The following is a 20,277-nucleotide window of genomic DNA, read 5'->3' as shown; positions in this document are numbered from 1 at the left end:
ACCGCATCACTCATCGGAGTTGATCCAATCCTTCACTACCTGGGCCACGCGGCCCGGGTCCTGAGCCACCAGGCTCTTGATCGCGTTCAGCTGCGCATCGTACCCCTCGCTGGGGCTGGGCAACAGGATGCTCGGCGGGCCGCCCAGGCTGACGCGGTCCTCGGCCAGCTCGCCTTCCAGGCCGCCCATCTCGCCCAGGGCCATGTCGCCGCCGCCGGCGCCGGCCACCAGGGCCTTGTTCTTGTTGCCGGCGAGGTTGTTCAGCACCGGGCGCAGCACGCCGAACACCAGCACCAGGATGAAGACGATGCCCAGCACCTGCTTGACGATGTCCCAGAACCAGGGCTGCGAGTAGAACGGCGGCGAGGCGATCTCCAGGTTCTGCTCCGGGGCGAAGGGCGCGTTGATCACGCTGACGCTGTCGCCGCGGCTGGCGTCGTAGCCCACCGCGTCCTGCACCAGGCGGGTGAAGCGCGCCAGTTCGTCGGCGCTCCAGGGCTTGTGGCTGACCTCGCCGGTCTTGGCGTCGGCGACCATGTGGTCGTCCAGCACCACCGCGACGGAAAGCCGGCGCAGACGGCCCTGTTGCTGCTTGGTGTAGCTGATGGAGCGGTCCAGCTCGTAGTTGCGGGTGTTCTGCTCGCGCTTGTCGGTGGGGTACGGCGCCAGCACCGGACGGCCGGTCTTCGGGTCGATGATGGTCTGGCCGTTGGCGTCCTTCAGCGGCTGGCCCGGGGCGACGAAATCGCCGCCGGCGCTCTTGCCGGTCTGCTGCGGCGCGCTGGCCGGGCCCGGCGGCTGGTTCGACAGCGCACCCGGCACGCCCTGCGGGCCGTTGCTGTTCTGGCGTTCTTCGTTGTTCACCTGCTCGCTGCGCAGGGCCGGCTGGTCCGGGTTGTAGGACTCGGCGGTGGATTCCACGGCGCTGAAGTCGACGTCGGCGGACACCTCGGCCTTGTAGCGGCCGTCGCCCAGCACCGGCTGCAGGATGCTGTGCACGCGCTGGGTGAACATGCTTTCCATGCGCCGGGAATAGTCGAACTGCTTGCCGGCCATGGTCAGCTCGGACAGCTCCTGCTGGTCGGAGAGCAGGTTGCCCTTCTGGTCGACCACGGTGACCTGGGACTTGTCCAGTTCCGGCACGCTGGTGGCCACCAGGTTGACGATCGCCAGCACCTGGCTGGGCTCCAGGCTGCGCCCCGGGTACAGCTCGACCAGCACCGAGGCGGTGGGCTTGCGCTCGTCGCGGACGAACACCGAGCTCTTCGGGATGGCCAGGTGCACGCGGGCGGCCTTGACGTTGTTCAGGCTGGAGATGGTGCGCGCCAGTTCGCCTTCCAGGCCGCGACGGTAATTGGTCGCCTCCATGAACTGGCTGGTGCCCAGGGCCTGTTCCTTGTCGAGGATCTCGAAGCCGACGTTGCTGTCGGTGGGCGTCAGGCCGGCGCCGGCCACCTTGATGCGGGCGCGGCCGAGGTCGTCGGCCTTGACCAGCAGGGCGCCGGAGTTGGGGTCGACCTTGTAGTTGATGTCGGCGGCGTTCAGCGTCTCGACCACCTTGTTGGCGTCGACGCCGTTGAGGCTGCCGTACAGCGGCTTGTAGTCCGGCTGCTGGGACCACAGCACCATGCCGAAGCCGATGGCGATGCTCGCCGCCAACCCGACCAGCAGGCCGACCTGGCGCAGCACCGGCATCTCGGCGAGGCTTTCGAGGAACTGCAGGCCCATCAGCGGCTTCTTCAGCATTTCGGCTGCGCCGGCTTTGGCGGGGACCTGGTTGTCTATAGTGGCTTCGGCCATGAACTATCTACCTACCCCGTGGCTCAGATGGGCATCTGCATGATGTCCTGGTAGGCCTGGACCAGTTTGTTGCGCACCTGGGTCATGGCCTGGAAGGACACGCTGGCCTTCTGCGAAGCGATCATCACGTCGGTCAGGTCGACGTTGCTCTGGCCCACCTCGAAGGCATTGGCCAGCGCGCTGGCGGCCTGCTGGGTGGAGTTCACCTTGTTCACCGCCTGGCCGAGCATGTCCGAGAAGCTCGGCGCGCCCTCCACGGCAGCCGGCGCCGAAGCGGCCGGCTTGGCCTTGGCCATGGCGTCCATCTGCATGGAGCGCATTTCCAGTAGCAGGCGGTTGAACTCGATACCCTGACTCATTTGCTTTCCCTCTGACTACGGGCCGCGGCTTTTTTGACGCCGCGGCGCTTTGGCATAGGGGATTGCAACAAGGGTGCCAGGTTTCAGGGGGACTTGTAGGATGTGGCTATTGGGAGCAAGAGCCCCTCACCCCAGCCCTCTCCCGGAGGGAGAGGGAGCCCCTCCTCTGCCGTGCGAATCAAGGCATGCAGCCTGGAACATCGGTGTCGGCCACACCTATGCGCCAGGAGAAAACCATCGCCTATCGCCGCGCCGAACGGCCCCCTCTCCCTCTGGGAGAGGGCTGGGGTGAGGGTGCTCTATCCAGGCTCCAATGCCAACAGAATCGCCTCCAACACCCCCTCCGTCCGCACCAGCACGTCATGGTTCCAGAACCGCAACACCCGCAGCCCCTGGCCCCTCAACCAGGCATCCCGCTCGACATCCGCGGCACTTCCCAGGTGCTGCCCGCCATCCAACTCCACCACCAACTGCCGCTCATGACAGTAGAAATCCACCACATACGGCCCCAGCGGCACCTGACGCCTGAATTTCCAGCCGAGTAGCCGGCGATCCCGCAAACGACTCCACAACAGCCGCTCCGCGTCGGTTTGCCGACGCCGCAGCCCCCGGGCGAATTCCGTTGGCTTCGACATGCCCTGCCCCTCCTCCATGGAAAAGCAGAACCCTGCGCCACCCACTGCCCTCACGACTGCCGGCAAGCGCTGAAACCACCACGGGAAACTCCCCTCACCAGACAAAGAAAAGGCCCGCGAACAGCGGGCCCGAACAGGGGAAATCGGCGCCACTCAACTGGCGTACAAGTAGGCCTCCACATCCATCCCCGCATCACGCATCTGCGCCAGCTTGTAGCGCAGGGTGCGCGGGCTGATGCCCAGGCGTTCGGCGGCCTCCTTGCGGCGGCCGCGTTCGCTGCGCAGGGTGTCGATGATCATCTGGAACTCGCGGCGGCGCAGGTCTTCGCCGAGGCCGCCGGCGTTGTCCGCGGGCGCCGACGGAATTCCGGCGCTGGCGGCGGCCACCACCGGGGCGGGCTGCACCAGGGGGATCACGGGCGCTGCGGGCGCCATGCCGATGGGGGCGTTCAGGCACAGGTCCAGGGCGCGGACCTGGCCGCCCTGCTGCAGGATCAGCGCGCGCTGGATGGCGTTGTCCAGTTCGCGCACGTTGCCCGGCCAGGGGTGCGTCAGCAGGGCGTCGCGGGCGTCGGCGGCCAGGCTCACCGCGCCCAGGTTCATCTTCTTCACGTACTTGGCCAGCAGGCGTTCGGCCAGCGGCAGGATGTCCGCCGGGCGCTCGCGCAGGGCGCGCCAGGCCAGGGGGAAGACCGACAGGCGATAGTACAGGTCCTCGCGGAAGCGCCCCGCCGCCACCTCGCCGAGCAGGTCGCGGTTGGTGGTGGCCAGCACGCGGATGTCCAGCTCGATCGGCTTGCGCGCCCCCACGCGCTCCACCTCGCGCTCCTGCAGCACGCGCAGCAGCTTGGCCTGCAGCGCCAGGGGCATCTCGGAAATCTCGTCGAGGAGAATGGTGCCGCCGTCGGCCAGCTCGAACTTGCCCGGCTGCGCGGCGATGGCGCCGGTGAAGGCGCCCTTCTCGTGGCCGAACAGGGTGGCCTCGAGCATGTTGTCGGGAATGGCCGCGCAGTTGATGGCGATGAAAGGCTTGCCGGCGCGCGGCGACTGCTGGTGGATGTAGCGCGCCAGCACTTCCTTGCCGGTGCCGGACTCGCCGGAGATCAGCACGGTGGAATCGCTGCGCGCCACCCGCGCGGCCAGCTCCAGCAACTGGCGGCTGGCCGGCTCCACGGCCACCGGCCCCTCGCCCTCGGCGACGGGCGCCTGGCCCAGGGCGTGGCGGGCCACCAGCTCCAGCAGCACCTTGGGCTCGAAGGGTTTCACCAGGTAGTCGGCAGCGCCCTGGCGCATGGCGTCGACGGCGCGCTCGACGGCGCCGAAGGCGGTCATCAGCAGCACCGGCAGCTGCGGGTAGCCGGCGCGGATCAGGCCGAGCAACTGGTGGCCGTCCATGCCGGGCATGTTGACGTCGCTGACCACCAGGCCGAAGGCCTCGCGCTGCAGGGCGACCAGGGCCGCCTCGGCGCTGTCCACGGCGGTGAACGCGCAGCCGCCGATCAGCAGGGTATCGGAGAGGGCTTCGCGCAGGGCGCGGTCGTCTTCGACGAGCAGGATTCTGGCGGGCATGGGGTTATTCCTTGTGTTCACGGACAGGGGCCGCGATCAGCGGCAGGACCAGGCTGGCGCAGGTGCCACGGCCTGGTCGCGATTGCAGGCGCAGTTCGCCGTGGTGCGCCTTGGCCACCGCCTTGACCACCGCAAGGCCGAGGCCGGTGCCGGTGGTCTTGGTGGTGAAGAAGGGCTCGCCCAGGCGCGCCAGGGTGGCGGCGTCCATGCCCGGGCCGCTGTCGCTGATGGCCAGACGCAGGCTGTCGCCGCGAGCGTAGAGATGGACTTTCAGACGCACGTCCTGGCCGCCGGCCTGGATGGCGTTGTGCAGCAGGTTGAGGACGCTGCCGACCAGGGTGTCGCGGTTGCACAGCAGCTCGCCGCCGCGCACGTCGCATTGCCAGCGCAGTTGCAGGCCGGCGACATGGGCCTCGGCGGCGGCGCGCAGGCCGGCGAACAGCTCCGCCGGGCTCAGGCGATCCGGCAGCGGCAGGTCGCCGCGGGCGAACACCAGCATGTCGCGCACCTGGTTCTCCAGCTCCTGCAGGCGCTCCTTGAGGCGCCCGGCGAAGCGCTGCTGCTGCTCCAGCGGCAGCGCCTGCTCGCTCAGGTGGCCGGCATAGAGCATGGCCGCGGACAGCGGCGTGCGAATCTGGTGGGCCAGGGACGCGACCATCCGGCCCAGGGCCGACAGGCGCTCGTGGCGGGCCAGTTGGTCCTGCAGGCGGCGGGTCTCGGTGAGGTCGTTGAGCAATACCAGTTGCCCCGGCTCGCCGTTCAGCGAGCGGGTGGCGATGGACAGGCGGCGCCCGTCGCGCAGGGAAATCTCGTGGCCGTCATCCTTGCGCGGCGCGAAGCAGCGGGCGATGACCTGGCGCCACAGCATACCCACCAGGGGCTGGCCGAGCAGGCCGCGCGCCGCCGGGTTGGCCTCGCGCACCACGCCCTGGCCGTCAATGACGATGACGCCGCCGGGCAGCAGGTCCAGCAGGCTCTGCAGGCGGTTGGCCAGGCGTTCCTTCTCCGCCAGCTCCTGCATGCGCTGGGCGCTGACCAGGGCCAGTTGTCCCTTCAGTTCGCTGACCCGCGCCTCCAGCATGCTGTACGACTGGTTCAGCTGGGTGGACATCTGGTTGAACAGGGCGAAGGCCTGGTCCAGGCCGGCGCGACCGTTCTCCTCCGGCGCATCGCTGGAGGTCGGCTGGGACTGCTGGGGTACGGCTGGCATCATGCTGTCTCTCTTCCATCCGACGTCGTGAAAGCGTCGGCTGGCAGAGTCTTAGCAATCTGCGTGCCTAAAAATTAGTCCTTTATTTTCAGGCACTTATTGGAAGGCAGTGGCAAGCGGCGTCAATCCTCCGCCACTTCCTCCTCGCGACGGCTCATGCCGTACTTGCGCATCTTCTCCACCAGGGTGGTGCGGCGGATGCGCAGGCGCTCGGCGGCGCGGGCGACCACGCCGTTGGCGTCGTCCAGGGCCTGCTGGATCAGCCCCTGCTCGAGGTTGGCCAGGTAGTCCTTGAGGTCGATGCCCTCGGCCGGCAGCATCGCCGGCGAGTCCAGGCCCGGCAGCCCGGCGGTGATGGCGGCGCGCTCTTCCAGCTCCTCGCGCAGGCTGCTGGCGAGTTGCTCGTCCTCGTCGTCGACGTGGCGGAATTTCTTCGGCAGCTCGCCCACGCCGATCACCCCGTAGGGGTGCATGATCGCCAGGCGTTCCACCAGGTTGGCCAGCTCGCGCACGTTGCCCGGCCAGTCGTGGCGGCACAGCGACATGATGGCGGCGGAGTTGAAGCGGATGGAGCCGCGCTTCTCGTGCTCCATGCGCGAGATGAGCTCGTTCATCAGCAGCGGGATGTCTTCCACCCGCTCGCGCAGCGGCGCCATCTCGATGGGGAAGACGTTGAGGCGGTAGTACAGGTCCTCGCGGAAGCTGCCGCCCTCGATCATCTTCTCCAGGTTCTTGTGGGTCGCGGCGATGATGCGCACGTCGACGTTCTGCGTCTTGTTGCTGCCGACGCGCTCGAAGGTGCGCTCCTGCAGCACGCGCAGCAGCTTGACCTGCATCGGCAGCGGCATGTCGCCGATCTCGTCGAGGAACAGGGTGCCGCCGTTGGCCAGCTCGAAGCGCCCGGCGCGGCTGGTGATGGCGCCGGTGAAGGCGCCCTTCTCGTGGCCGAACAGTTCGCTTTCCAGCAGCTCGGCGGGAATGGCCCCGCAGTTAACCGGCACGAAGGGCGCTTCGCGGCGCTTGGAGTGGTAGTGCAGGTTGCGCGCCACCACTTCCTTGCCGGTGCCGGACTCGCCGAGGATGAGCACGCTGGCGTCGGTGTCGGCCACCTGCTGCATCATCTGCCGTACCTGCTGGATGGCCCGGCTGGTGCCGACCAGGCTGCGGAACAGGTTGGGCTCGCGCTGGCGGCCGCGCTCACGGGCCTGGTCGTACATCTCGCGGTAGACCTGGGCGCGGTGCAGGGAATCGAGCAGTTTGTTGTAGCTGGGCGGCATCTCCAGGCTGGCCAGCACGCGGCGGCGCAGCTCTTCCGGCCAGTCGGTCGGCGCCGAGTCGCCGATCAGCAGCACCGGCAGGAATTCGTCCCAGGCCGAAAGCTGCTTGAGCAACTCCAGGGCGCCGCCCTTGTGCTCGACGCTGCCGAGCAGCACGCAGAGCACGCCGCGGCTGCCGTTGGACAGGTCGTCGACCGCCAGACGCCATTCGCGGCTGCGGCAGGACAACTGGTCCTCGCCGAGGAAGTTGAGGATGGTGGAGAGTTCGCGGCAACGCTCCAGGTCGTCGTCAATCAGCAGAATCTTGGTTTCACGCCACATCTTGCTCTTGTCTTCCGAAGGCATGTGGGCCGGCGAACGGCAACGGGAAAGAGGCGGAAACAATCCGCCATCATTTAGCCACCAAGTAAAGTCAAAAATGTGGCAGGAGTCAAATTTATGGCGTGATTTATTCGTTGTTTCCGACGGAAGAACTTACCTGCTGGCACGAACGGCGGCAACGGCGAAAACGGGGGGCCGCGCCGAACGGGCGACCCGCGGGGCTCAGCCGAAAAGCTGATAGACCTTGGCGCCTTTGTGCGACCGATTGACGCGGATGATTTCCTCGGCCACGCCCTGACGCTGACGGGTGACTTCCTGGACCAGTTCACGGTACAGCACGAGCAGGCCTTCGAGGCTGCGCTTGAGGTCGCTGTCGTCGTCCAGCGGCTCGTGCATGGCGGCATCCACGTGCTGGCGGCACTCCAGGTCCAGCCGGGCGATGGCTTCCCAGTCCTGCTCCGCCAGGGCGGTGCCCAGGGCGCTGCGGGTTTGTTCGATACGCTCGACGGCGAGGGTCATGCTTCGTGTCTCCTGGAGGGACGGTATTACTGCGGGATACCGTCCCAACCTTCCTTGATGCTGCGAAGCAGGTTGGCCACTTCGTCGAGCATATGTTCGTCGTTCTGCCGGTTGGCCTCAAGCAGGCGGCGACCCATGTAGATGTACAGGGCGTTCAGGCGCTCGGCATAGTCGCCGCCGGCTTCCAGGTTCAGGCCGTCGCGCAGGCCACCGACGATGGCCACGGCCTTACCGATCAGCTGGCCCTTCTCCGCCATCTGGCCGCGCTGCATGGCGCCGCGGGCCTGGGCGATGCGGCTCAGGCCACCTTCCATCAGCATCTGGATCAGGCGGTGCGGACTCGCCTCGTGGAGCTGTGCCTGGACACCCACGTTCTGATATTGGCGAAGCGCTGCCATCGCATTCATTTCGAGATCCCCTGGTGTGGAAGGTTTCATATCCGATGTCCAGGGTATCGGCGCGGCGGCGCCAGACTTTAATCGCGAATTGCGTCTGCGCCGGGCGCTGCCGGTCGGCTAGACGCTGCCGGCGTCAGTCGTCGGAGCTCTTGTTCAGCGCGTTCAGCGTGGTCATCACGCTGTTGCTGGTGGCATTGAGCTGGGCGACCAGGCTGTCCATGGCGTTGTACTTGGCGTACAGGATGTCGGTCAGCTTGGTGGTGCGGTCGTCGAGATCGGTCTGCTGCTTTTTCAGGCTGGCGATGGTGGAGTTGATCGAATCGGTCTGCTGGTCGAGCAGCCCGTCGGTCTTGGCGTAGGTGTCGACGGCGTTGTACATGCGCTTGAGGAAGCCGTCGCTGCCGGTGAAGAAGCTCTGGATGCTGCCCGAGTAAGTCGCCAGGCCTTTTTTCAGCTGGGTGCTGTCGACGCTCAGGGTGCCATCTTTCTGGCTGGTGATGCCCAACTGCGACAGTACCTTCAGCGAACCGCTGCTGCTGGAGAGGTTGACGAACTCGTTACGCAGGCTGTTGAGCAGGCTGCGGGTCATGGCATCGCTGGCCAACGGCCCGACGCTATTGCTGGTGGTGCCGTCCTCGTTGGTGGTAGTGGTGATGTCGGTCAGGCTGGACACAGCCTTGATGAGGGTGTTGTACGCATCGACGAACTGCTGGATGTTGGCGGTCAGGTCGTCGGTGTTGGTCGCTACCGTCACTGTGGAGCTGCCAGTGCTCACCAGGTCGAAGGTCACACCGCTGACGGCCTTGTCCAGGGTATTGCTGGAACTGGTCATCGACAGACCGTCGAGCTTGAATTCGGCATCGCCGGCCTGCACCAGGTAGCCACCGGTGGAACTGCTGTAGGCGGCGCTGCCATCGATGGCCAGCTTGCCCAGGGTGCTGTCGCCCGAGGTCTTGACGCTGATGTCGGTGCCGGCGCCGGTGGTGGTGGAGCTGAGCACCAGGCGCGAACCGCTGGAGTCGGTGACGACGTTGGCCGAGATGCCGCTGGTTTCGCTGAGCTTGTTGATGTTGTCGCGGATGGTCGACAGCGAATCGCCGGCGGACACCGTCACGAAGTAGCTCTTGCCGCCCTGGCTGAGGGTCAGGCGGCCGGCGCCGTACTTGTCGGAAGTGCCGACATACTGGCTGGCCACCTTGGAGGAAGTCGCCAGTTTTTCGACGTCCAGGGTATAGGTGCCCGGGGTCGCCGAAGAGGTGGTGCTGGCGGTTACCGCGTCCTCGTTGGAGGAAGTGGCCTTGAGCCCGGAGAAGGAGTCGGCGGTGTTCAGCGTCGCCAGCGCCAGCTGGAAGGTCGACAGGGCGCTCTTGAGCTGGCTGGTCGCCGACAGCTGGGTGGTGCTCTTGGTGGTGAGGTTGGTGATCTGCGTCTGCTTGGCGCTGGTCTGTGCCTTCACCAGGGCGCTGACGATATCGTCAATTTTCAGGCCCGATCCCAGACCTGTCGAAGCGATACTGCCCGTTGCCATTGCCAACCTCCTTCAATCGATTTCTTGACGCATCGGCGTCTGTGCCCGTGCTTTCAGCAAGAAGCAGGCCAGGCTGTCAGGCCTGCTCGCGGAACAGCAGGTTGCCGGCTTCCTTGATGCTCTCCGCCAGCTTCACCGCGACCTCGGAGGGAATCTGCCGGATCACGTCGCCACTGGTGCTGTCCACCACCTTGACCACGGTGATGCCCGACTCCTGGTCGACCGAGAACTCCAGGTTGCGATGGATGACCTGGGCATTGCTGCGCAGGCTGTCCAGCGCGCGATCCAGGGTAGCCTTGTCCGGCTCGGCCTGGGCGCTGCCGGTGGACGGCGAGCCCTTGCCGTCGACGGCAACGGTTTTGCCGCCGGCCGCGATGGGCGTGGCCGCCTGGGCCTGGTCAGCCCTGACGGGGGCTCCCAGTCCGATCGTAGAGAAAGTCACGCTCATCATCGACTCCTCATTGTTCTGGACAAATGCAGGAAGGGCGCAGTGCGCCCTTCCTTCGTATCAACCGCCGATGACCTTACTGCAGCAGCTTGAGTACGGCAGAAGGCAGCTGGTTGGCCTGAGCCAGTACAGCGGTGGCTGCCGACTGCAGGGTCTGCTGCTTGGTCATCTCCGCCGTTTCCGCGGCGAAGTCGGCATCCTGGATCGTACTGCGTGCCGAGGTGGCGTTCTCCGCGATGTTCTGCAGGTTGGAGATGGTGCTGTCCAGACGGTTCTGCACCGCACCGAGGGCCGAGCGCTGGGTGTCGATCTGCTTGAGCGCGCCGTCGATGACCTGGATGGCCTTCTGGGCACTGTCTGCGCTCTTGATGTCCAGGGACTGGATGTTCAGCGAGCCGGAGGTCATGGCCGCACCGGTCACGTCGGAACCGCCCAGCGCCTTGCTGGAGGTCAGGGTGATGCTGCCCGAGCTGTCGGCCACGGCGGTGATGCCGCTGATGTTGCTGTTGAGCGCGCTGACGATGTCGTTGACGGTGGCGCCCTTGTCGTAATCGACAGTGTAGGCCTTGCCATCGACGCTCAGGTTCAGCGAACCGGCAGCGCTGGCACCACTGGTGGTGGCATCGAGCTTGGAGGAGATGTCGACGGTGCCCGAAGCCGAGGAGTAGGTGCCCTTCAGCGCCTGGGCGCTCATGTCGTTCAGGGTGAAGCTGACGGTTTCGTTGGCGTTGGCGCCGACCTGGAAGGTCATGGTGCCATTGGTGCCGGCGTTGCCGTTGAGCAGGGTCACCGCGGTGCTGCCGCCACCGAAGGTGGTGGTGTCGGAGATACGGGTCAGTTCGGCGGTCAGCGATTCGAACTCCTGGTTCAGCGAGGAGCGGTCGTCTTCGCTGTTGGAGCCGTTGGCGGACTGCACGGCCAGGACACGCATGCGTTGCAGGATGTTGGTGGATTCCTGCAGCGCGCCTTCTGCGGTCTGGGCGATGGAGATGGCGTCGTTGGCGTTGTCCACAGCCTTGTTCAGGCCGTTGATCTGGCTGCTCAGGCGGTTGGAGATCTGCAGACCGGCGGCGTCGTCCTTGGCGCTGTTGATGCGCAGGCCGGTGGAGAGCCGGGTCATGGCAGTGTTCAGGTTTTTCTGAGCGTTGTTCAGGTTCTTCTGAACGGTCAGCGAAGAGATGTTGGTATTGACGGTAAGGGCCATGACGAGATCCTCGTGGATAGGCGACTGCTTTCAGTTGGTCCCTGGCCGCTGGCTAGTGCCGCCCGATATGGCCTGGAGAACCTTCGTTAGGGTTATCGTCCGTGGCGGATTTTGCTTTAGGGCGATTTTCGATTTTTTTTCAAGCCCTTCTTGCACAGGGCTCCGGAAAAAAGTCGAAAGCCCCGGGAAACGGGGCTTTCGAGGTTCCGCACGGACAGGCGAAAAGCCTCAGTCCGGCTGCCAGGCGTAGTGCCAGGCCTGCAGGTTGTCGCCCTGCAGCATCCATTCGGCACGCACCCTGTCACGCAACTCGTCGCCCATTCGCGCCGTGGCGTCGAGGTCGGCCAGGTGCATGCGGATCGCCTCCACCCAGTCGCGGAAGCGGTTCTTCACCCGGGTCACCGGCAGGTCGCCGGCATAGGCGCGGTTGTCGCTGCACACCACCGGGAAGCCGCAGGCGCCGTATTCCAGCAGGCGCAGGTTGCTCTTGCACTGGTTGAACAGGTTGTCTTCCAGCGGCGCCAGGGCCAGGTCGAGATCCAGGCTGGCGAGCTTGGCCGGGTATTGCTGTATCGGCAGGCCCGGGTGGAACTCGTGCACATAGGGACGGATCCTTTCCGGGCACATGCCGAAGAAGACCCACTCGACTTCGTTGGCCAGTTCCTTGACCACGTCGGCGATCAGTTCCAGGTCGCCGGTGTGGCTGACACCGCCCGCCCAGCCCACCCGCGGCTTGGCTCCACGACGGCGCAGGCTTGACGGCAAGCCGCCCCACCAGCCCGGAGCGAGGCAGTTATGGGCGACGCGGATGTCCGGGTGCAGGTCGGCGAACGCCTCTGCCAGCGGCTCGGTGGAGACCACGAAGCGATCGACATAACCCAGGCCCCGACGCAACGAACGGACGATGTCCTTGGGCATGTGGCTGCGGTGCACGCTCTTGACCGGCAGGTTGGGCAGGTAGTCGTCGAGCTCGTAGACCTTGAAGGCGTTCGAGAAGGCCTTCATGCGCCGCATGGCGTCCAGGCGCTCGTCGCCGATCTGGCGCTGCAGCAGTATCACGTCCGGCGCGAAGCGCTCCAGGTCGACCACCGGCAGCAGCGAGTGGGTCACCACGCCCTCGATCAAGCCCTGCTCGCGCTGCGCGAGGTACGGCTGGATGACGCGGTAGTGGCCGCAGCCGAAGGTATCGGCGAAGTGCGCCAGCACCGTCGGCACCGGCTGCCAGGTCAGCGGGCGCCAGGTCAGCTGGGTATCCGTGAGGACGAAGCCGGCGCGGCTGCGGACCCGCGAGAAGTTCGGGTTGTACGCCGGGTCGCGGGCCAGGCGTGGCAGCCAGCGGGCGTAGAAGGCGTCCTGCAGCTCCACCGGTTCGGCTTCCGTAGCCGGGCTGTGCAGCAGGGTCGCATGGGGCGTCCACACCACCAGGTAACCGGCCTCGCCGGCGCGCAGGCAGAGGTCGACATCGCCGCCACGCTCGGCGAAGTCGCCCTCGTCCAGGCCACCCAGTTCGTCGAACAGCGCCTTGCGGATCATCAGGCAGCCATCGGAGACCGCACTGTAGTTCTGCGCCACCTGCAGGCGGTTCATGTAGCCGGTGGCGTTCATGTCCTCGCCGATGAAGGCGTGCCCGGCGATGCCGCGCAGGCCCAGCACCAGCCCGGCATGGGTGATGCGTCCGTCACCGTCGATGGTCCGCGCGCCGACGACGCCAACCTCCGGACGCTGCGCCTGGTTAACCAGCTCGCCCAGCCACTCGCCCTGGAAGACGGCGGCCTCCGGGCGCAACAGCAACAGGTAGTCGCCACGGGCGTGGGCAGCAGCCAGGTTCTTCAGGCGCGCATCGGCCAGCGGCTCGCCCGAGCGCAACACGCGGACGCGCTCGGCGGCCATCTGCTCGACGCCTTCCAGCCACTGGCGGGTGGCCGGGTTCTCGCTGGCGTTGTCCACCAGCAGGATTTCGTAGTTGGGGTAGGCCGTGTGTTCGAGCAGGCTCATCACGCAGCGCTGCACGGCCGCGAGCTGATCGCGCAGGACGATGAGGATGGATACCGGCGGCTGTCCGGCATGGCCATAGTCGATCTGGTAGCGGCCCGGCAGCGGACTCAGGACCCGCGCCCGCTCGTAGCCACGCGCCAGCAGGTGGCGCTGCAGGGTGCGCTCCTCGTCGGGGTTGGCCTGCAGGCGCGCGGCCGGGGTGCTGAGCAGCGGTTCGGAAAGATGCGCCAGGCCGCCCAGCCCGCCCTCTTCCACCAGGCGCAGCAGCAGGTCGAATTCCAGGGCCCGTGGATAGCCCGCATCGAAGCCGCCCATTTCGAGGAGCGCCTCGCGGTTGTACAGGCAGTGACGCGCCTGGGACGCCGGGAAGCTGATCAGCAGGTCGAGGTTGAAGTCCGGGCGCAGCGCCGGCCCCTGGGATCCGTCCTCGCCGCGCATCACCAGGTCGGTGGAAACGGCTCGGCACCCCGCGGCCGTCATCAGTTCGAGGCCGGCGATCATCAGGCCGGAAGTGGTGAAGATATCGCCGGCGTCGGCCAGCAGGAGCCAATCCGCCGTACTGCCGTGCAGCGCCGCGTTGAGCGCTACGCCAAGACCATCGGCATCCACCGGCTGGTGCCGCAGGCGCAGCCCGTTGTGCAGTTGCGGAGGCTGGTCGGCCAGCAGCGTCACGCTGACGTTCGGATAGAGCCCGGCGGCGACCGCCAGGCTGTCGAGCGTCGCCTGCAATGCCGCGGCATCCTCGCCCACCAGCAGCACCTCGATGTGCACGCCCATGCCGTTGGCCTGCAGGTGCTCGTCGATCAGGCGCTTTTGTACCGGGCTGGGCTTGCGCGCCTCCAGCCACTCGTCGAAGCGCTCGATCATCTCGCTCAGGGCATGGGCCTGGCGCAAGGCGGCAAGCAGGTCGACGCGCTCCGGAACTTGTTCCCGATGCAGCGGCGAAACACCAACCAGCTGGTCGCCGCCCTCGATGTACCAACCCAGGTCGCGCACGGCCTGGCGGAAGTCCTGGTGGCCCTTGTCGCCGATGCCCGGCTTGTCGCGGCCGAGCTGACTGAACTGCTCGCGGGAGACGCGGAAGTCCACCAGGGGGGCGGAGAGGAACGCCAGGTCCCCCTTCTGCAGCAGCTTGACATAGAGCGCCAGGTCGCCCACCCAGCGGATGGGCACGCCATTGAGCGCCATGACCTGGTCGCCGAACGCAGCCACCGCCTCCCGGCGGCACAACACGGTGCTGGGCTCGCCGATGAAGTTGACCGTGTGTTCGGCCAGGAACGACGTCAGGCCGATACCATCGACCAGCGCATCCTCCACGAACGGCAATGCGGTGGCCAGGATGTCCGGCAGCTGCCGTCCCTGATCGTCGATGCGCCGCCGCCGCGAACTGACCAGTTCAATCCCCGGCCGCTCGCGCATGGCGTCGACCATGCGTTCGACGCACTCCGGATGCAAGACGTCGTCGTCATACAGGAACTTCAGGTATTCGCCGCTGGCCAGGCTGACGCACTTGGCCAGGTTCTTCGATTCGTGCAGGCGCGTCTCGTTGTACGAGTAGTGCACGGGGAAATCGAGAATGCCGCGGTACTCGTCCACGACCGCCCGGACTTCGTCCGTCCGGCAGTCATCGCAGATCACCAGTTCCAGGGGGCGATAGGTCTGATCCTGCAGGCTCTGCAGGGCCTCCTTGAGGTAGGCCGCCTTATAGGCCGGCATTACGACGCTGACCAGCGGGTTGATATCGTTGGGTTGGTTCACCATCACACCTCAACTTGGCTTCAGGCAATCCGCGGGCACCATGCCCACGGCTTGCGAATTGAACTCGTCAGAACAGCAGATCCATCGCATCCACATCGAATACGGGAATGCCATGGCGTCGGGACACGTCCAGACGTTCGGGAAAATGGTTGTCGATGAAGATCGCCGGCGCGCGCACATGGTCGGACTTGGGCTCGCCTTCACGCAGGTGGACGATCCGTTCGAACATCGTCAACGGGATATGCGCGGCCTCCAGGGTGGCCGTCAGATCACCGGCATGGCGCGTGAGCAGCACCAGCCGCTTGTCCAGTTGCAGCAACCGGTAGGCAAGGCGCATCGCCTGGGGGTTGGCGCGGCCGGCGCACACCAGGGTGTCGTCCAGGTCCAGGTAGCAGGTATCGAAGTCGTAGTCGAGCACCGCCTTGTTCTCCAGGCGGCGCTCGACCAGTTGCAGGCGCGGCTCCGGCAACAGCAGCAAGTCTCGCCCGAGGTAGTCCTGCACCGCCAGCAATGGCAGGTTGACGCCAAGGGCGCGCGCCACGACCGAGCCGGTGGACAAGCGACTGCTGAACTCCAGCAGTTTCCAGTCGCCCTGGCGGTCCCGGCGAACCTGGAAGAACCAGGGCCCACGCAGGGCGAGCCGGGCGTTGAGCGTGGTGGCGATGTCGTTCAGTTGCGTATCGGTGGGCCGAGGTCCCGAGCGCATGGCGATGCCGCCCACCACACGCTCGCGGGAGCGCGCCCCGACGTGCAGCAGTTGGCCACGATGACTGGTGAAGCAATCCACGGTCAGCTCTTCGCCCGGCAGGTACTCGCAGACCAGCGGTTGCTGCACGACAGCCAGCGCCACGGCCAGCTCATCGGCATCGGCGACCAGAGTCACCCCCTGCCCGCCCTGCCCCTGGTCGGGCTTCACCACCACGGGCCAGGCCTCCACGGCCGCGGCATTGGCATATCGACGCGGAACCCATGGCGTATCGTCCAGCAATTCATAGGTCAACGATTTGCGCCGGGCGATGCGCGCCGTTCGAGCGTCACCGTTGACCAGTTGCACGCCAAGGCCTTCGACACGGGGCGCCAGGTAGTCCTGCACGCTGTCGTGGGTGGCGAACACCAGGTCGATGTTCCACTGCGCCAGCAAGTGCGCGAAGCACTCATCGAAGGTCGCATCGGCAATGTTGGGCAGGTGTGCGTGCCGGACATAGGCCTGCTCGCCGTGGTCGACACGGCTGGAGGCGCCGTGCAGCTCGACGTGCAGCGAGTGCTCCAGGGCACGGGCGATCTCCAGCCCCACTTCGGTGCCGCAGGGAAACACCAGTACCCGGACCTTGCTCATTCCGACGGCGCCAGGTGGTGGTCGGCGAAGTATTGGGAAATGCACTCGCCGATAGCCGGATCGCGGTAGAAGAACACGTAGCGCTTGCGCGGGCCGCCAGTACTCATCTTCAGCGCGATGGCGGGGGTGCGGAAATCAACCTTCACGCCGAAGCGCCTGCCGATCTCGATGAGCGAGCGACCGGAATAATAGGAGGTGTGCCCTTCTTCGAACGGATAGGTGACAGTCTCCAGCGGCAGGTCATCGCGCAAGTTGGTACTGGCGATGACCAGCCCGCTATCGCGCACTTTGTGCAGCAGGTTGGCGAAGTCCTCGTCCAGGTCGACGAAGTGCTCCACCACTTCGCAGGCGACCATCAGGTCGAATTCCGCCTCGCGCGAATCGAAGGGGACGAAATCCTGCGCTTCCTGGAAATTGCCCAGGTCGGATACGGCGACCCTGGAAACCGGCAACTGCTGCTGGATCAGCACATGATCCTGGGACAAGCCGGCGCCATAGACCACCACATCGGGAGCGAAGGCTTCGCCGAAGTGATTTTGCAGGATTTCGATGCCCATCTCCGCCATCCGGTACTCGCGGCGCGGAGTAACCCCATCGCCAGCGCGCACGCTGGTCTCGGGCTGGCTGCCGGGGTCGAAGGGGGCGCAACGATAATCGTGGGTGTTGCCCGGGTTGCCAGCGTACCCGCAGCAACTGCAGATCACGAAGTCACAGGTTTTACCCAGCCATTTCTGGATGGTGCAGGTAACGGTTTCGAAGGAAAGGTCGGTGCTTCCGCACGCGCTGCATTGTAGGGTGGTCATGATTCTGATCCTTGCGGTTCTGGCAACCTGTTTCGCTTAAGGCAGGGGGCGGCGCAACTCGGCCGAGTGCCCGACGGGCAACTTGGGCGGGCGCTGCAGTATCGGTAGGCTGGTGATGACGTAGAGCAAGGCCAGCCAGCGCGGCGAACGAGCCAGGGACGTGTCCAGCGACTGGGACCTGATCGGCTCCCCCCGCAGGTTGCGCACGATGTCCGCCAGCGTGAGCGCAGGTGAGTATTCGGTGTTGCTTCCATGGCTGTACATGGAGTCGGTCAGGTGGGAAATCTCCTTGACCACCTCGGGGTTGAATCTGTTGCGGGCGAAGTGATCGATCGACCAGTCGAACAATGTGCGCATGGCGTCGACTTCGTCCTGCAGCGGCAGCCGGCAGAGTTCGCGGGCGAACTTCGGCAGTTCGCGCTCCATGGCCTCATGCAATGCCATGTCGCAGTCGCGCGGCGGAATCACCGGCATGAAGTCTCCGTCACGCAGCTCATAGCCGCTGGTGCTCGCATAGGGCAGGTTGGCGAAGAGGGTCTCCACGAACAGCAGCGATGCCCTGCTCACCGTCAGGTTGTACCGCGCCCTGCCGGGCTGGCTGCGGTAGATGCTTCGCGCGTAGTAGAAATCGGCAGGCACGGGGCTGCCCGCGGCCAGCTCCAGGAGCCGCGCCAGGCAATCCTGGGTATAGCCCCGCCCCCAGTACTCGACGAAAGCGAAGCGTTGATCGAAATCGATCTGCGAACGCAGGTAACCAATCGCCGTGGGGCGCTCCCGGTTCCCCACCTCCAGCAAGTGCCGACGGTATCGCTCGGCGTTCTTCGCTTCGTGCACCACCAGGGTGACGAAGGTCGTCGGCAGATCATCCCGCCTGGCGGGCACGCTCAGGTCGGGGAAGAACTCCGCGAACTGGCTGGCGTCAAGCCGCAGCCCTTCCAGCAGGCCGTCGAAGGAAATCGCCCCCGTGTAGGCGAGAATGCTGGCGAAGAACTCCGCATCGATCTCATCGACATAGGACGCCACCCACCAGGCCTGGCGCGAGCCATAGAGATAGCGGGTCTGCAACGGCAAACCGCACTCCTCGATGATCGCATCGGCGATGCGCTTGAGATGGTGGCCATCGCGGGCGACGAAGTACAGGCACTCGATACCGCGCGCCAGCGCATCGCGCACCACCCACATCGCATAGCAAACCAGATACAGGGAGGCCCGGGTGTAGGCATAGCAGGCCTTGCCATCCTGATTCCGATGGCGGAAGCGAGCCATGAGCGCGGCGACGCAATAGGCGTCATAGCTGCCCAGGCTCTCGACGATCTCCCGCTCGAATGCATCGAACTGCGGTAGTTCATGCAGCACCGGAGCGATTCCCAGCGCAGCGGCACTCTTGCCGTCGGCGTTGGGGTTGTCGCCATGGTGGACCCACCTGGAGAAACGATATCCCGCCTCCCGGAACGCATCCAGATAAAGGGTACGGGTGCTTTTCTGGGTGCCTCGCGTGGACGAAAGGAACAGCGGCAGCTCGGCCAGGCGCGGCTCGGCCTTGGCCAGCAAACGCCGGATGAAGTCCTCGGGCAGGTACATGTCGGACAGCAGGATCACCCGTTCGCCGCGCTGCAACAGTTCGAGAGCGTCAGCGATCTTGTCCGGGCATGGCTGGCAGGAGACGAACTCGCTTTCCAGCTCCTGCTCGCGCAGGAATGCCGCCTGTTCCGGCGTCAGCCCATAGACATCGGCCAGGCGCTCGATGACTTCGTCAAAGGTGATCTCCAACAAGTCGCTGCCACGCTGAAGCTTCGTGGCGCTGTACATGTAGCGAACATTGGACTCGGCCCCCATGCGCGCTTTCGGGTAGTCGGACAGCAGCGATTGAGGGAAGCCCAGGCCGGAATCGCGCATCGCCCGCTGTACCCGGAAGAACACGCCTGCAGGTTCCAGCGTCGTGCGCTGAATGAGGGTGTCGAACACGTCGAACGAATACAGGGTGGGTGAGACCAGGGCCGGCGTACGGAAGGCGCGCGCCGACTCGATCAGGTAGTCGTTGTTGTCCGCCCGGGAGTACGACCAGAACAGCTCGGAAATGGCCGCCCGCTCGTGGTCGGACTGCTCGCGGTAGCGACCTAGCGCCTGCAGAAGCTGGTCGAAGTCATCGCATTCGAGGCCACAGGTCATTTCCCGGCAGTCGTAGACGAAATCGCGGCAGTTGCCGTTGGTACCGTAGTCGAAGAAATAGCGGATGAAGTACGGAACCCCGGCGGCCAGCAAGTCGTAGAAGATTGACGAGTAGTCGATGATCGCCGCATCGACCTGGCCCATGACCTCGTAGAAATCCTCGTGGTTGTCCCAGAACAGCAGACGAGGCTGGTCGGCATAGCGCTGCTTGAGCGCCTTGTACTTCTGATACCCCTCGATCATCGGATGGACCTTGAGGATGAACAGCAGACCGTTCTCCTCCAGCGTGCCGAGCAGCTTCTCCATGTCCGGCAGGGCGCGATTGAAGAAGTCGTTATGCGACTTCTCCCGATAGGTGGGGCAATAGGCGACGATCCGAGTGTCCGGCGGCAGGTTCCTGCGCCCCAGCAGGTCGTGGTCGAAGGTCTTGACCGCGACCGTCTCATGGCAGCGGGGATAGGCTCCCCGCAGGATCGAATGAGGCTCCAGGGCGCACTGCTCGATGAAGTGCTTCTCCATCAGGGGCGAAGTGGTCAGAAACAGCTGGTGATTGCGATAGGTTTCGTGATGGACGATGTGCTTCTTGACGATCCTTTCATGCAGGAAACCGCTGCTGACGCCCCGCTCGACCGTCTTGCAGCCCACGCCGTGCCACAGGTTGAGGATAGTGATCCCCTGCAATTCCTCCTGGATGACTTCCTTGAAGTTCTCCACCACGTACACGCCGGCTTGCCGCATGATCCGGCGGGCAGCCGGCGAGTCGTAGCGATGGGCGCTCCAGCCTTGCCGGCGCACCAGCGCAATGGTCTGGTCGTCGTCGCACAGCCAGTGCGCCTGGATATCGGGCCGCTTGTACTGGATGTAGGCAAACAGCCATTTCGGATTGCCAGCGAAGTTCATCCCGGCATTGAACACCCAGATGCTGTCGTTTCTGCTGTTCTGTGACAT

Annotated in this window: 15 protein-coding genes; all 15 read right to left on the bottom strand. The window is 65.5% G+C overall.

From position 1 onward, the window contains the following. Positions 1–6: 6 nt before the first annotated feature. Positions 7–1,800: a flagellar basal-body MS-ring/collar protein FliF gene (gene fliF, locus ACTWJ5_RS08100; RefSeq protein WP_444438092.1), complete on the bottom strand. Its 1,794-nt coding sequence runs from the start codon at positions 1,798–1,800 to the stop codon at positions 7–9. A 23-nt stretch (positions 1,801–1,823) separates the two neighbouring features. Continuing rightward, entirely contained in the window at positions 1,824–2,159 is a 336-nt protein-coding gene (gene fliE, locus ACTWJ5_RS08095) for a flagellar hook-basal body complex protein FliE (RefSeq protein WP_009620871.1), read from the bottom strand. Between the two features lie 299 nt (positions 2,160–2,458). Next, positions 2,459–2,794, bottom strand: coding sequence for an endonuclease domain-containing protein (locus ACTWJ5_RS08090; RefSeq protein ID WP_116425660.1), 336 nt, complete (start codon positions 2,792–2,794; stop codon positions 2,459–2,461). Positions 2,795–2,947: 153 nt separating this feature from the next. Continuing rightward, positions 2,948–4,363: a sigma-54-dependent response regulator transcription factor FleR gene (gene fleR, locus ACTWJ5_RS08085; protein WP_444438090.1), complete on the bottom strand. Its 1,416-nt coding sequence runs from the start codon at positions 4,361–4,363 to the stop codon at positions 2,948–2,950. A 4-nt stretch (positions 4,364–4,367) separates the two neighbouring features. After that, complete coding sequence (locus ACTWJ5_RS08080) at positions 4,368–5,573, bottom strand: sensor histidine kinase (protein ID WP_249920223.1); 1,206 nt, start codon at positions 5,571–5,573, stop codon at positions 4,368–4,370. Between the two features lie 122 nt (positions 5,574–5,695). After that, positions 5,696–7,171 carry a sigma-54 dependent transcriptional regulator gene (locus ACTWJ5_RS08075; RefSeq protein WP_043319360.1) on the bottom strand — a complete coding sequence of 492 codons (1,476 nt, stop codon included), beginning with the start codon at positions 7,169–7,171 and terminating at the stop codon, positions 5,696–5,698. 222 nt (positions 7,172–7,393) lie between these two features. Continuing rightward, positions 7,394–7,690 carry a hypothetical protein gene (locus tag ACTWJ5_RS08070; protein ID WP_043267646.1) on the bottom strand — a complete coding sequence of 99 codons (297 nt, stop codon included), beginning with the start codon at positions 7,688–7,690 and terminating at the stop codon, positions 7,394–7,396. A 26-nt stretch (positions 7,691–7,716) separates the two neighbouring features. Beyond that, the gene (gene fliS / locus ACTWJ5_RS08065) at positions 7,717–8,097 is read right to left on the bottom strand and encodes a flagellar export chaperone FliS (RefSeq protein WP_074976328.1); all 381 of its coding nucleotides are present in this window, start codon (positions 8,095–8,097) and stop codon (positions 7,717–7,719) included. Positions 8,098–8,221: 124 nt separating this feature from the next. Further along, positions 8,222–9,616 carry a flagellar filament capping protein FliD gene (fliD, locus tag ACTWJ5_RS08060; protein ID WP_253391364.1) on the bottom strand — a complete coding sequence of 465 codons (1,395 nt, stop codon included), beginning with the start codon at positions 9,614–9,616 and terminating at the stop codon, positions 8,222–8,224. Positions 9,617–9,692: 76 nt separating this feature from the next. Continuing rightward, complete coding sequence (locus ACTWJ5_RS08055; RefSeq protein ID WP_220376921.1) at positions 9,693–10,064, bottom strand: flagellar protein FlaG; 372 nt, start codon at positions 10,062–10,064, stop codon at positions 9,693–9,695. A 76-nt stretch (positions 10,065–10,140) separates the two neighbouring features. Then, positions 10,141–11,268 carry a flagellin N-terminal helical domain-containing protein gene (locus tag ACTWJ5_RS08050; protein ID WP_074976335.1) on the bottom strand — a complete coding sequence of 376 codons (1,128 nt, stop codon included), beginning with the start codon at positions 11,266–11,268 and terminating at the stop codon, positions 10,141–10,143. A 228-nt stretch (positions 11,269–11,496) separates the two neighbouring features. Continuing rightward, on the bottom strand, positions 11,497–15,024 hold the full coding sequence (locus tag ACTWJ5_RS08045) for a glycosyltransferase (protein WP_256514648.1): 3,528 nt from the start codon (positions 15,022–15,024) through the stop codon (positions 11,497–11,499). Positions 15,025–15,088: 64 nt separating this feature from the next. Beyond that, entirely contained in the window at positions 15,089–16,357 is a 1,269-nt protein-coding gene (locus tag ACTWJ5_RS08040; protein WP_444438086.1) for an ATP-grasp domain-containing protein, read from the bottom strand. Then, positions 16,354–17,160, bottom strand: coding sequence for a methyltransferase domain-containing protein (locus ACTWJ5_RS08035; RefSeq protein ID WP_444438085.1), 807 nt, complete (start codon positions 17,158–17,160; stop codon positions 16,354–16,356). The genes ACTWJ5_RS08040 and ACTWJ5_RS08035 overlap by 4 nt, the downstream gene beginning before the upstream one ends. A 36-nt stretch (positions 17,161–17,196) precedes the next feature. Then, positions 17,197–20,277, bottom strand: a complete 3,081-nt coding sequence (locus ACTWJ5_RS08030) for a CDP-glycerol glycerophosphotransferase family protein (protein WP_253408694.1) — start codon at positions 20,275–20,277, stop codon at positions 17,197–17,199.

Origin of the sequence: Pseudomonas sp. A6 (assembly GCF_052367875.1) — a bacterium.
Lineage (GTDB): Bacteria > Pseudomonadota > Gammaproteobacteria > Pseudomonadales > Pseudomonadaceae > Pseudomonas > Pseudomonas citronellolis.
The sequence above is the reverse complement of the archived record's forward strand: the minus strand, read 5'-3'. Positions and strand labels throughout refer to the sequence as shown.

Coding starts and splice junctions, on each gene's coding strand:
- ACTWJ5_RS08055 (WP_220376921.1), bottom strand. CDS start 10,064: ATGAGCGTGACTTTCTCTACGATCGGACTGGGAGCCCCCGTCAGGGCT.
- ACTWJ5_RS08035 (WP_444438085.1), bottom strand. CDS start 17,160: ATGACCACCCTACAATGCAGCGCGTGCGGAAGCACCGACCTTTCCTTC.
- fleR (WP_444438090.1), bottom strand. CDS start 4,363: ATGCCCGCCAGAATCCTGCTCGTCGAAGACGACCGCGCCCTGCGCGAA.
- ACTWJ5_RS08045 (WP_256514648.1), bottom strand. CDS start 15,024: ATGGTGAACCAACCCAACGATATCAACCCGCTGGTCAGCGTCGTAATG.
- ACTWJ5_RS08070 (WP_043267646.1), bottom strand. CDS start 7,690: ATGACCCTCGCCGTCGAGCGTATCGAACAAACCCGCAGCGCCCTGGGC.
- fliE (WP_009620871.1), bottom strand. CDS start 2,159: ATGAGTCAGGGTATCGAGTTCAACCGCCTGCTACTGGAAATGCGCTCC.
- fliF (WP_444438092.1), bottom strand. CDS start 1,800: ATGGCCGAAGCCACTATAGACAACCAGGTCCCCGCCAAAGCCGGCGCA.
- ACTWJ5_RS08080 (WP_249920223.1), bottom strand. CDS start 5,573: ATGCCAGCCGTACCCCAGCAGTCCCAGCCGACCTCCAGCGATGCGCCG.
- ACTWJ5_RS08050 (WP_074976335.1), bottom strand. CDS start 11,268: ATGGCCCTTACCGTCAATACCAACATCTCTTCGCTGACCGTTCAGAAG.
- ACTWJ5_RS08040 (WP_444438086.1), bottom strand. CDS start 16,357: ATGAGCAAGGTCCGGGTACTGGTGTTTCCCTGCGGCACCGAAGTGGGG.
- ACTWJ5_RS08030 (WP_253408694.1), bottom strand. CDS start 20,277: ATGTCACAGAACAGCAGAAACGACAGCATCTGGGTGTTCAATGCCGGG.
- ACTWJ5_RS08075 (WP_043319360.1), bottom strand. CDS start 7,171: ATGTGGCGTGAAACCAAGATTCTGCTGATTGACGACGACCTGGAGCGT.
- fliD (WP_253391364.1), bottom strand. CDS start 9,616: ATGGCAACGGGCAGTATCGCTTCGACAGGTCTGGGATCGGGCCTGAAA.
- ACTWJ5_RS08090 (WP_116425660.1), bottom strand. CDS start 2,794: ATGTCGAAGCCAACGGAATTCGCCCGGGGGCTGCGGCGTCGGCAAACC.
- fliS (WP_074976328.1), bottom strand. CDS start 8,097: ATGAATGCGATGGCAGCGCTTCGCCAATATCAGAACGTGGGTGTCCAG.